This is a genomic window from Brasilonema octagenarum UFV-OR1, assembly GCF_963888615.1.
GTDB classification, from domain to species: domain Bacteria; phylum Cyanobacteriota; class Cyanobacteriia; order Cyanobacteriales; family Nostocaceae; genus Brasilonema; species Brasilonema sennae.
Map to the genome: position 1 here is coordinate 1 of NZ_CAWPKW010000094.1, position 12,390 is coordinate 12,390.

The 12,390-nt window shown below is 40.9% G+C and carries 9 protein-coding genes; 8 read left to right on the forward strand and 1 reads right to left on the reverse strand.

The window, feature by feature from the left end; all coding sequences use genetic code 11:
* From AC5590_RS07370 to AC5590_RS07405, 8 genes are all read left to right on the forward strand, one after another.
* A partial coding sequence (locus AC5590_RS07370) for a TIR domain-containing protein (RefSeq protein ID WP_169268396.1) occupies positions 1-1,158 on the forward strand: 1,158 nt, incomplete at its 5' end.
* 988 nt (positions 1,159-2,146) lie between these two features.
* Entirely contained in the window at positions 2,147-2,803 is a 657-nt protein-coding gene (locus AC5590_RS07375) for a sigma factor (RefSeq protein ID WP_169268397.1), read from the forward strand.
* Positions 2,793-3,752 (forward strand): DUF1822 family protein, encoded by a 960-nt coding sequence (locus AC5590_RS07380; protein ID WP_169268398.1) that lies wholly within the window; start codon positions 2,793-2,795, stop codon positions 3,750-3,752. The genes AC5590_RS07375 and AC5590_RS07380 overlap by 11 nt, the downstream gene beginning before the upstream one ends.
* Before the next feature lie 11 nt (positions 3,753-3,763).
* Positions 3,764-6,013 (forward strand): CHAT domain-containing protein, encoded by a 2,250-nt coding sequence (locus AC5590_RS07385; protein WP_169268399.1) that lies wholly within the window; start codon positions 3,764-3,766, stop codon positions 6,011-6,013.
* A 2-nt stretch (positions 6,014-6,015) separates the two neighbouring features.
* The gene (locus AC5590_RS07390) at positions 6,016-6,627 is read left to right on the forward strand and encodes a CPBP family intramembrane glutamic endopeptidase (RefSeq protein WP_169268400.1); all 612 of its coding nucleotides are present in this window, start codon (positions 6,016-6,018) and stop codon (positions 6,625-6,627) included.
* Positions 6,628-7,441: 814 nt separating this feature from the next.
* Positions 7,442-8,023: a hypothetical protein gene (locus tag AC5590_RS07395; protein ID WP_169268401.1), complete on the forward strand. Its 582-nt coding sequence runs from the start codon at positions 7,442-7,444 to the stop codon at positions 8,021-8,023.
* 93 nt (positions 8,024-8,116) lie between these two features.
* Positions 8,117-9,088, forward strand: a complete 972-nt coding sequence (locus tag AC5590_RS07400; RefSeq protein ID WP_169268402.1) for a hypothetical protein — start codon at positions 8,117-8,119, stop codon at positions 9,086-9,088.
* Between the two features lie 134 nt (positions 9,089-9,222).
* Positions 9,223-9,813, forward strand: a complete 591-nt coding sequence (locus tag AC5590_RS07405) for a DUF4833 domain-containing protein (RefSeq protein WP_169268403.1) — start codon at positions 9,223-9,225, stop codon at positions 9,811-9,813.
* A gap of 109 nt (positions 9,814-9,922) precedes the next feature.
* Here AC5590_RS07405 and AC5590_RS07410 read toward each other — a convergent pair whose 3' ends face one another.
* A complete protein-coding gene (locus tag AC5590_RS07410; RefSeq protein ID WP_169268404.1) occupies positions 9,923-12,154 on the reverse strand; it encodes a DEAD/DEAH box helicase in 2,232 nt (743 codons plus the stop codon).
* Between the last annotated feature and the right edge of the window lie 236 nt (positions 12,155-12,390).

The following is a 12,390-nucleotide window of genomic DNA, read 5'->3' on the forward strand; positions in this document are numbered from 1 at the left end:
TTTACCCAGGACAATCTTGCCGATATTTGGAAAGATGGCGAATATGCGCAGATGCGAGATGAACTGCTGCAGTTGATGATGCGGTTCAAACTGTGCTACCAAATACCAAGTCGTCCTGGCACTTATATTGCACCTCAACTGCTTTCGGTTAACCAACCCGATTACACTTGGGACGACAGCAATAATCTAATTTTGCGCTACGAGTATGATTTCATGCCCAAAGGTATCCTCACCCGCTTCATCGTTGAGACACACTTTTGGATTGAACAACAAAAACTTGTCTGGAGAAGTGGGGTTGTTCTTGATAAAGACCAAACGCGTGCTGAAGTTATTGAAAACTATAATCAAAAGCAAATTAAAATCCGTGTTGCCGGAAACCGCAAGAAAGAACTACTAGCAGTTGTCACCCACGAACTCGAAAAAATTCATAAGTCTTTCGAGCGTTTGCAGTATCAAACTCTTGTTCCCTGCAATTGCTCTAGCTGTCAAGGAAGTCAGACGCCTTATTCCTACCTTTTGGACGTGCTGCACAGGTTCCTAGATGCTCGTCAGAACCAAATCCAATGTCAGAAAAGCTTTCAAATGGTTGATGTCCGAAAATTGATTGACGATGTTATGCAGCAAACCTCGGGAGCAGAGTTGCAACGGGAATTAGAACAGAAGAAAAATGAATCTCAGCAATCATTTATGCCAGAACCCATAATCAGAAATCAAGTCTTCATAAGCTATAGCCATCAAGACCAACAATGGTTTACCATACTCCAGAAACACCTAAAACCCATGATTCGCAATCAAAAACTCGCGGTGTGGGATGATACCAAAATCCAACCGGGTGCTGAGTGGCGACAAGAAATCGAAGAAGCGATCGCAGCAGCAAAAGTAGCTGTGTTGATGGTTAGCCCTGACTTTTTAGCATCAGATTTCATTGCTGATGATGAGTTACCTCCACTCCTAAATACAGCTCAAGCCAAAGGACTTACGATTATTTGGATACCGTTGCGTTTTAGCAGTTACAAAGAAACAGCAATTGAAAAGTATCAAGCAGCGCACGATCCCAAGAATCCTCTAAGTAGGTTGAGTGAGGCAGAGCAAGATGGAGCTTGGGTGGACATCTGTAGTAAAATCAAAGAAGCAGCATTCAAGATTAATCAAGTGTAACAAAAGTGATATTTACTACAAAAATTTAGTTACTCCTATCACTATTAAATAATTTATCGAATCAGCCCTTCATTTGCTATAAAGATTAGGCAATTTTGTCCAGGTAGATAGAAGACATTACCCCCAAGGTTCGCAAACGAAAGAGGAAGCTGTTTGATGAATTTAAGAAAGTCGCTTCAAATTGTGTCCAGCCTTCAGGAGTCATGGGTTGTGCTGGATTATTATCTGCAATGCACAGACACTAATCATTTTCAGACTATTTTGCAAAAAATTCGCTATATATTTCCATAAAGAAATGCGCGGGGGACTTGATAAGGACGCTAGTACCGCAAGGCGGAAGTCAAAAGTCAAAAGTATTATGGAATGGGCTTTTTAGCTCTTTCAAATGGTCTGTTTATTTCCGCCACGTTATACAAGAGCAAATTTACTAACTTTTTACATAGATTTTACAAAAATTTCACTTTATTAGCTGGCAATATATGTGTATTCTTTTACTGTTAAGTTTAAAAAAAGAATTAATTTTGATCAAACGTAAATAAACAAAAATATGGTGAGTCAAAATTTTGGATTCAATGGCTTTTCATTTTAATTGAAACAAAGAAAAATTAATTTGGAGGGCTAATTGGCTCCAAGATACGAATTTGAGCGAAAAACAGGGAATTTGCTTATCTATTGTCATTTTTATTTTTGGCTATTTAACCTAATTGTTGCCTTCATTTAGATTGATTTTAGAAATAGATTTTTAGATTTTCATTTATAACGCTTATCAGTGTGCTTTCTGGAGTTTTGGTTGTCAAAATAGCTTTTTACTCTTGAAAAACGACTTTTGCAACCAAATTAGACGTAAACTCTCATAAAAGAAAACCTTTGAGAAAAAGTTTGCGATTTACTAAATCTTTTTGCAGAACGATGCCATTACTCTTCGTAACAGATAGTAGTAGAGTTTATCGTCTGCTTAGTGACACTGCTAGAACTATGTCATAAGTTTATGGACGAGCTAAACCTCTACCTGCAATCGCTTATTCAAGAAGCTTGCAGTCACCCACCAACCAGCCCACAGCGTAGTAAAGCCATCAATTCTTTGCTCCGAGTTCTCCTTAAATCAAGGCGTACTGGGAGCGAAGGGAATGATCTCTACGAAGAAGCTCTATATAAAACCATGTTTAATGTGAGCAAAACACTTTGCGACAAATATGATCCAAGTCGAGGTTCATTTTTGGCTTGGTTTAACACCTGTCTTCGCAATCAGTACAGGGATGAAATTCGCGCGGCTAAACGCGATCGCTCTCACAGACAATCTGTATGGCAAAGTGATGAGGTTGAACTCGACCCCTTAGATCTAGTTCCTTCTGGAATAGATGCTAACTTACTGCTTGATACTTGGGAATCATTTGTCCAATGGATCAAAGACGATCCTGAGAATCTTCTTCAGGCTTGCCACATAGCAACTAACCCAAAAGCAAACTGTCAATTGCTTGCCCATTTGAGACTCGTCGTTGGTAAAGAATGGCAGGAAATTGCTGCGGAAGTTGGCTCGACACGTGGTGTAATCTCTTCTCATTGGTGCAGAAAATGTGAACCCTTACTCCAAGAGTGGTTAGATATAAATCAGAGGCTGTTTGGAGAAGATAATTATGAGCGATAAGCTAAATGTCTTACGAGAACTAGCCATTCCCTTCCCAGTGACTGCATCGTTTCGCCGACAAGCCAGAGCTTATGCGTCGCAGTATTTCACGCAAGATGCCCAAGAAAGAGTCTATTTTAAGACTCTAGCTGTACTCGTTGCTGATGCGTATTTTCGTTTGCTCGGTTTTGAGACTAATGTTATTCAACCAGAAAGATGGAATGCTATCCGGCGTCTATGGAGTGAAGTGAGCGAGCTAGAACTTCCTGGATTAGGCAATTTGGAGTGTTGTGTACTTGCTACAGGACAGGATACTGTGATTCTACCACCGGCAAGTTTGAGCAATCACATCGGCTATTTATTTGTAGAAATTGCTAGTTCAGAAAAAGAAGCGACATTAATTGGGTTTGTGCCTGCTTTTCATCCCGAAACCACAGATACAGAAGTGGCGATGGCGCAGAGCGCCCGCTTCGCGATCGCTGATTTACAGTCTATGGATGATCTAATCGATTACTTAGCGCAACAAGAAACATCTTCACTTACTGATTCACTGACTGAAATAGTCCAGACAAATGACCTGACGCGAGAATTTGCAGAAAAAAAAATTACTTACTTAAGAAACTGGTTGAATAACATTTATGAGGCGGACTGGGAACCCTCAATGCGCGATCTCAGGAGTGCAACCTGCAAGAAAAAGCTCCAGTTGGCAGGGCAAGTATTTGAAATGCAACTTTCTGTTTCCCAGAACAACGACAAATTGATTTTTGTCAGAGTTAATGTCCAATGTAAAAATGGTTCTCTGCCTAGAGGAATGCAGGTCAGTGTGCCAGACGAATCTGATATTTATACCGAAACAGTCAATGAGGCGGCTGATTTGATTTCTATCCCTCTGGAATTATCTTCAGGTGAGGAGTTCTGGGTAGAGTTGCGGATAGGAGAAATTTTCATTAGAGAATACTTTATCGCCTAAAAAAAGTTGCAATGGCATTTAAAATCTCCTTTAAAATTGGCGGACGAGTACAACTTAACCATTCTGAAGTTCTGCCTGTCACCCTTGCCATCTACGATCAAGAAGGACAAATTGAAGAACTCGTTTCCTTTCTCTCTCCTCTACCAAAACCTCTCGAAGATAAGTTCAAAGAATGGCAGTATTATATTGGTCTTCAAGGTAATCGTAAGGTAGCAAAAAATCGTGACAAGCTGATTTCAGGAGTAGTCAATCTCACAGAACTAGCAAATTCCTTGAAAACCGAATTAAACAAATGGTTGGGTAGGGATGGCTGGATCGATGAGAATGGACAATCAGATCAGCGTGTCAGTCGGGTTTTAGAAAAATTTAGGAAGAAAATTACACAAAAGGATGAAATCCAAATTATTGTACAGACAGAAGACCGACAACTGCGGGGACTGCCTTGGCAAGAGTGGGATACCTTGGCAGCGTATACTAGCAGAGGTGTAGAAGTGGCAATTAGTGCCACAAATTTTAAGCGGCTGACTCAGAAGCAAACACCACAACTGAAAGCAACTGCACGCATACTTGTAGTGTTTGGTGACGAAAAGCTTGGTTTTGCAGAAGAAGAGGATTTTATCAAAAGCCTGAGACAGCATGGTGGAGAACCTCATATCCTCAGACAACCTACGCGCCAAGAGTTAGAACAAAAGTTAAAAGACTCTCAAGGCTGGCAGATTTTCTTTTTTGCCGGACATAGTGAAAGCGATCGCGACGGACGAATTGGGCGCATTCAAATTAACTCAGCCGATGGCGCACAAGGAATTATCGAAATCACTGAACTGAGAGATTTACTCGAAGGTACGATTCAGAAAAAATTGCAACTGGCAATCTTTAATTCTTGTGATGGTTTAGGACTGGCAAACCAACTAACCGAGCTATCTCTACCCTACTGTATTGTGATGCGCGAAATGGTTGAGTCCTCAGTCGCTAGAGAATTATTGAGGCATTTTCTGGAAGCTTTTGTCAAAGATAGCTCTTTATTTGCATCGATGAATGCAGCACGACAGCAGTTACAAAAGAAATTTGAACCGGGCAAAAGTTGGCTACCTGTAATTGTTGCTAATCCTCTGGCGAAAGAACTGACATGGAATCGTTTGTTTTCCGAGAGGAGGTTATCTTGGCGCTGGGAGATGGTATTGGGCATGATTGCGATCGCTGTGCTAGTTTGCCTACCCATAGGGATATTCAGCGAGTTTCAGGGTTGGGAAACCTTGACACTTTACGCAGGACTCTACCCTCACCTGGTAGTCTATCCTTCCCTGTTTCTCTGGATGCCTCTGTTTGCGGCTTACAGAGCACATTGCATGATTCGCGTCAAGACACGCCCGTTTGTATTTTTGACACTCTTAACTATTTTTCTCGTATCGGGGGGGCTGTTCTTTGAGCTTACGGGCGATCGCATCATGTTAATGGAGTTCAAATCCGATGCGACGACGACAATTTATGCACAGCAACTTCCCCAACTCTACTTAAAGTGGCAAACTTCAGCAGCAGATATTCAGAACATTCCCCAAGAAATTTTTAATACCCGTCAGATTTTCGATGTTGACGGGAATTTGACACTGAAAAAATCAGAGTTAGAGCCAGTCATTAAACGTCTTCATACATTGGATAACATCGCAGGATTTCAAGGACTTTTGCGGATTGCTACCGCTTATGATGTTTGGCGACAAAATACTCAACCCTTTTCAATTAGTCGATGGTTTTACGCCTTCACCTTTATTGCCATTATTTCTTGTGGTGTCCAGATTTTGGCGCTTGTGGCGACGATTTGGTTTGTACCAGATTCCATATTTAACAAGAATAAATACTTGACATATGTCATCATCTGTGAACTAGGTATTCTGTTGTGGGTGCCCTTTCAAAGCTACAGCATAGAGCATACCAAAAGCCTGTTATTTTCACCTGAGTTGAAAGGTACTTTAGCTGGACTCAATGTTCTTCTTTATGCAATTATTGCCATCATATTTTCAGCAACTGTTAGCAGCATCTACAGAAGTGCCACCAAAAAATATCAGCCTATTTTATTGTCATTCTTGTTAGGTAGTTTCATTTTGACGCTTCTAGGTAGCTGGTTTGGAGTTTATCTCATTGATCACCTATTTGGAATGAATAGTACCAATCCGCTGACTCCTTGGTTTGCAAGTAGCCTTTTCTTTGCTGTTTTATTTTTCTTCCTGTTCGTGCGGTTGATTGATCATGGCGTTGGAGACGAGTGAATATGGAAGGTAAATTAGTCAGCAAAGAACAGCAGAAAGTAATGCTGATTGTAGGCTTGGCATACATTTTGCCGATTATACTGATTGATTTGGGATTAGTTCCTTTTCGGGCGCGATTTTATGTCCTCATCTTGGCTGCTATAGCTATTTTTGCGATCGCGCAACTGTACCGATTCTCTGCTTTAGAACTGGGATTTACGAAACGACACCTGGGAAGTTCTCTCAAAGCGATCGCCCTACCAACATTGGCTTCTGCTTTGCTCATGTTCATTTACTATATTATGCAAGGGCCACGCATCGACAACTCTGCATACAAATGGACTTTCTATCTTTTCTTTGTTGGTGTATCTTCTCCTGTACAAGAGTTTTTATATCGCGGCTTTTTATTCGGGATTTTTTCTAGAGCAAAGTTGGCGATTTGGGTACAGATTCTGCTCTCGACATTACTCTACAGTTTTGTTCATCTCATCTATCGAGATGTACCTACGCTGCTGTCCACATTTATCCTTGGTCTGTTCTGGGGCTGTCACTACGCAAAGTATCGCAATTTATATAGTATTATCGTCAGTCACTCAGTACTGGGTGCGATCGCTATCCTGATTGGATTGGTGTAATTCTTGCCGATAGCAGCCCTCTCATCTCCTTAATGCAGTGCTACAGGATGTTCAAGAAATAGACTAATTACAGTTCAGATAATTTACAGTTAGTCTGGTAAAATAAAGCTCATGCAAAATTGGTTGAGTGTTTTGCAGTACAGGGTGACTATAGTACGTATCTAGATTAAGCCAGTAGTGCGTTAAGCGTTCGCGTAGCGTGCGCCTCTGGCGCTTAGCTCTGCCGTTTGCGCAGCGCCCCTTTTAGGGGCTAGGCAATCGCCGAAGGCGAGGCGAAAGCCCATCGCTATTTTAGTGAGTCTGGTATCAGGCTCAAGCAAAATTTTTTAAGTGTTGTGCAGCACGGGGTGACTATCGTCGTACGTATCTAGATTGAAGCTGTAGTGCGTTAAGCGTTCGCGTAGCGTGCGCCTCTGGCGCTTAGCTCTGCCGAAGGCGGGACGAAAGCCCATCGTCATTTTAGTGAGTCTGGTATCAGGCTCAAGCAAAGTTTTTTGAGTATTGTGCAGCACAGGGTGACTATCGTACGTATCTAGATTGAAGCTGTAGTGCGATCCTCCTTGGCGTTGGCGTTCGCGGAGCGTCTCGAAGAGAAGCCATCGCTATTTTAGTTGTTCTGGTATAAAGCTCAAGCAGAATTTTTTGAGTATTGTGCAGCACGGGGTGACTATCGTACGTATCTATATTGCGAGGGATACGAAATTGCAAAGGTAAGTCAGAATGCCTGCTGCTGTAAGCTTCCATTCTGCAATTCTATCTACAAACATCGATTATCTCAGTTACCAAAAGCTACCACTATAAGGAATACAGTCCTATGAAATTCATTGTTGGGTTATCCAGTCTTGCTTTATTTTCACTCTCTAGCATTTCTCCGTGTTTAGCCGCAAGTCAATCGATCAATCCCTCAACAGATCAATCCCTATCGAGTCAATCTTTACCCAATGTAGCAAAAACAATCCAGGTGGCTCAGACCTTCCGCTCTATCACCCAAGAAATCAATACAGTAGACCGCGAGATACGCAACACACAAAGAGCTAGGCAAAGACAGGAACGTTTAAATTTTTATAGACAACGAAAACAAGAACGTGCAGCAGCAGCAGCAGCTAGACGTGAGCAAGAACGAAGATACTTTGAAAGTCTTACTCCAGAGCAACAAAAGCAATATATTGCTCAGAAACGAGCTAGACAGGAACAACAAGCGAAACAGATGTTACTAATGCTTGGAGTATTGGGGGCAGCAATGGGGGGAAACTCAGGAGCGTCATCACAACAAACACAAGAATATTACTATATACAAAACCCCTCAACACCAAGCTATAACTCCGCTCCCCCATCTACTGCACCAATTGGGCCCATATACGGATCTGGTCCTGGAGGATCATTCTATGGCAATTAGACCAGAACAATAATTAGAACGGCGCTATGGGAGTGAGACTAATAACTTTTCCATCTCACTCGTTCCCTATACCTGATATTTCTCCAGCGCAACATGAGTATCTTTAAACAAAAAAGGATTATGAATTTAAGTAGAATCGGTTTGATTTTAGCTCCGATTTTAGTGACCTCTGCCACTTTTTTTCCTTCTCAGGTAAGAGCACAATCGCGAATTACTTCAGTCGGTGATGCTGCTCTTAATGCGGCTGATCATTGTCAGAAGAAAGCTCCAGCATTTGTGCGCAATAATCCCACATATATTAAGATTGTGGGTATTCGCTGCTCAGAAATTGTTCACAAAGTTGTTGCATCTCTTAGGGCAGCTAAATATCGTCCGACAGGTTTAAATTTACAATCAGATAGAGATCTGACGGTTTTCATCAACAGAACTTCTCCTATTCTTGTAAGGGATGCTTCTGTTACTCAAAGTATTAGAAGTGCGCGAGTGGTATTTAGCGATGATGTGATAGAGACAATTCTCTTGGGATCAATTGGTGCGTATGCGTATCTGGATTTTGGCATTGACATTACTCACAATTCGCGTAATCGAACAATTGGAGGATGGCAAGCAGCAATTGGCGGTAACTCAAGAGCGTCATCAAGATCCAACTCCTCACCAGTGGCTTTACCTTCTCCTAATTCGCCTCCTCCTTATTTACCTTCTCCGAATTTGTCTCCTATGAATGCACAAAAAAAGATTTCGGAGCCGCGAGTTTTAGCCCAAATTTCCAATAGCGTTTGCAAAAAGTACGTTACAGTTAAACCAAAAAATGATAATTGTAACCGATTAACAGTTAACGGAATGTTGACTTTAAACGGCTCTAAACTTGATACCACTGGAGTGGATTTCGAAAATGACTCACAACGTGAAGCTTATATCGACAGAGGGGTAAGTGTGTTGCTGGAAGACACATCCTTTATGAATCTTCTGATATCTCCTTCGAGTCATTTGACTAGAGAGGAACAAGTAAATATTTTACGTAACGTCACTGTTATTTATGGAATGCTAAAAAAAGCAGGATACTAAAATTATCATAATCTAGTTCTTAGTAAGGAATTTCTTTCTGCTTTTAGGACTAAAGTTTTTACTACTAACCTTTAACTATTTACCCTGAGGATAATCTTTTCTATAATTTTTTAAATTTTTCAATGCTGAAATTTATGTCTGAGCTATCAAAGAAGCTAACAAATCTTTCCTTTGTAGGTGGTGCGATGCTCCAGCAGGGAGCCAAGCCCTTGCGGGCGATCGCACTGTTACTTCTTTCAACCACCCCTTCCTATGCTACAAGCCTCAATAGTATTTTCTTCATTACCAAGAGCGACAACGGTAACCAGGTGCATTATGGTGTGCAGACTAATGCAGACTGCTCTCTGAAAACTTCTAAACCTGTGTACCCCTACTGGAAGCTCGAAAGTGGTCGGTTAGAGCGTTTGCTTGCTATGGAGGTTCCAGCTTTCGGTATTGCTAGCCAATCAGTCTCAGGTAACGAAGTAGTCATGGAAGTGAACGGCTTCAAAGCACGAGGAATTTCCAAACCTATTACAATTCGGTCTACCCGATTAAAAAGTCAAGAGTGTCAAATATCGGCTTTTACAAAAATCAACGGCGAAGCTACTCAGCTACTCCAAGTCCATATTGATTTGACTAGACAGGGTTTATTTGGGCTTGGTGGTACCGTTCACAGCATCACATTTTACGGTGCTGGTCAAAAGCAGGAAGAGATTGTCTGTAGATCTAATTGCAGTTTCTAAGGAGTCGGGTTGAGCAATGCGAAACCCAATCTACACTTAATGCACTATTTTATTAGAGAAGATGGTGATTTGAAGATTTATGATAATATTTTTTATCTTAACAAAAGAATCAATACGAATTATCATATCCTTGCCAAAGAGCGACTTGTTGCCTCAGTTCCAACATATCTAAATGATTGCTGGCAAACGCTTTTCGTAAAAGTGGATAAGGAATAAACTCATCATACTTTTGAATTTGTGGAGCATCCATTTCACTCACTAAATCCTGATTATTTATTCTTTGCTCACATAAGGAAACAATTTCAGAATAAAGAGATTCGATTTTTTTATGAGCTAATTTAAGTGTCAAAAAATAAGGATTGTCGCCACTTATACTGCTAATTTCCAACGACTCGCGGCAAAAACAGTTCAGCAATTTTTCCAAAGTATGGTAAGCGACAGTTCCCATCCAAGGAAAAATGCAGCACTTTCCCTTTTCTAATTGCAAAATATTACGTTTATCGAGTCCAGCATCTCTTGCTAATTCACGAGCTGAATGCAAACGTTTCAAAGCATTCTCTTGTAAGTAGCTGTACTCGATATCCTCAAACAACACTTGTCGCATTCGTTGCAAAATTCTTGTATGAATCGTACCACTACCACCCCGCCAAAAAATACTAGCCTTACCATCTACCTGCTTAACTAAAATAATCTTTCTTTTAAAATCAACATCTACAACTTCCCAAGTTTTCCCTGCCAAAGCAAATAGATGTCCAACCGGAGACGGCATTGTGATACTACCAATTTCTGTTGTTCCTTGCTTAACCACATATTCTTGATTATCAGGAAAAACAGCATAAAACTGAAACTTACCTACCACCTTCTCCCCAGCCAATCCAACGATGAGTTTACCTTGCTCAGTTAAATGAAGATGATCAATATCAATGAGATAGCGCAATAATAACTTAAAATTTTCTTGAGAAATAGCAGCAAAACTTGGTAGACTTAAAACCTCTTTAGCAAGAGCAGCAGGAGAAACTTCTCCCATTGCTACTAAAACACTCATTGTCTGATGGTATAACAAACTCAACGGATATCTAAGAGGTTTAATTGGTTCAATCCACCGTTCCTCTAAATAAAGTTGAATAACTGCAATACATTGCAAAAGTTGCCAAGGAACTTGTTCCGGTAAAGATGCTTCTGCATGTACTTTCTCCTCAGCACAAACAAACCGGATATCAGCAGCTTCACCTCTTCTTCCAGTACGTCCCAACCGCTGTAAAAAACTAGCAACAGAAAGAGGCGATTCCAACTGAATAACTCTCTCCAAATAACCAATATCAATACCCAACTCTAAAGTCAACGTCGCAGCAGTCACCGCAGGATAATTTGGTTCACGCATAGCAGCTTCAGCCGCTTGACGCAAACTCGCAGAAATACTACCATGATGCACATGATAAATATCTGGATACCCATCTTCAGCAGCAATTTGACGCAAAGATGAAATCACAGATTCCGTTTGCGACTTATTATTCGCAAAAATCAGACACTTCCGAGACTTACTCAAATTAAAAAGATATCTATCATATACACTTACGTCTTCTTCTCTCTTCTCTTTTCTTCTCTCTGCGTCCTTGGCGACTTGGCGGTTCGTTTCAGACAGAACAAAATGCTCAACAGCAAGTTTAATTTGACGCTTTCCTCCCTCAATCTTCGGAGTAACCACCAACTTATCAGTCCCAGAACATAACCACTCCTCAGCCATCGAGTAATCACCCAAAGTCGCCGACAAACCAATTCTTCGAGGTTCTCTTTGCGTCAATCTTGCCAACCGTGCCAATTGACAAAGAATCTGACAACCTCGTTCCGAACCCATAAATGCATGAATTTCATCAATGATCACAAACCGTAAGTCACCAAACAAACGCGCTAACTCATGATGTTTATTAATTAATAAACTTTCTAAAGATTCTGGCGTAATTTGCAGAATACCTTTAGGATTCTTAAGAAGTTTAGTTTTATGACTTTGACTAACATCACCATGCCAATACCAAACGGGGATATCCGCCTCTTTCAACAAATCATTTAAACGTTCAAATTGATCATTAATTAAAGCCTTAATAGGACCAATATACAGTGCACCAATTGTAGCAGAAGGGTTTTCATATAATAAAGTCAAAACAGGTAAAAATGCCGCTTCTGTTTTCCCCGAAGCAGTACCAGCAGCAACGAGCAAATGAGCATCAGTGTTAAAGATAACTTTACAAGCTTCAATTTGAACTGGTCTTAATTCAGTCCAGTTATGACTGTAAATATATTCTTGGATAAAAGGGGCGAGTCGGGAAAATATAGCATCGCTCATTTTGTACTTACACCTTAACAGGATTGCTATACTCAGATCTTGTACCTCAGGCTGAGTACGCCCAGAACTTAAGTTCTGGGCTAATAAACCAAGTCCGTTAAAACGGAACGGCACATGCTATCTCCCAAGGGGAGACGCAATCATGCGAACAAGTCGGGAAACCCGCCCAACGCAGTGCCTCCTAAAAAACTTACTCAGTCCGTTTTAACGGACTTGGACTTTGAGCCAAGAAATTT

Excerpts from the sequence above, each read along its gene's own strand:
- AC5590_RS07375 (WP_169268397.1), top strand. The coding sequence starts at position 2,147 with ATGGACGAGCTAAACCTCTACCTGCAATCGCTTATTCAAGAAGCTTGC.
- AC5590_RS07380 (WP_169268398.1), top strand. The coding sequence starts at position 2,793 with ATGAGCGATAAGCTAAATGTCTTACGAGAACTAGCCATTCCCTTCCCA.
- AC5590_RS07385 (WP_169268399.1), top strand. The coding sequence starts at position 3,764 with ATGGCATTTAAAATCTCCTTTAAAATTGGCGGACGAGTACAACTTAAC.
- AC5590_RS07390 (WP_169268400.1), top strand. The coding sequence starts at position 6,016 with ATGGAAGGTAAATTAGTCAGCAAAGAACAGCAGAAAGTAATGCTGATT.
- AC5590_RS07395 (WP_169268401.1), top strand. The coding sequence starts at position 7,442 with ATGAAATTCATTGTTGGGTTATCCAGTCTTGCTTTATTTTCACTCTCT.
- AC5590_RS07400 (WP_169268402.1), top strand. The coding sequence starts at position 8,117 with ATGAGTATCTTTAAACAAAAAAGGATTATGAATTTAAGTAGAATCGGT.
- AC5590_RS07405 (WP_169268403.1), top strand. The coding sequence starts at position 9,223 with ATGTCTGAGCTATCAAAGAAGCTAACAAATCTTTCCTTTGTAGGTGGT.
- AC5590_RS07410 (WP_169268404.1), bottom strand. The coding sequence starts at position 12,154 with ATGAGCGATGCTATATTTTCCCGACTCGCCCCTTTTATCCAAGAATAT.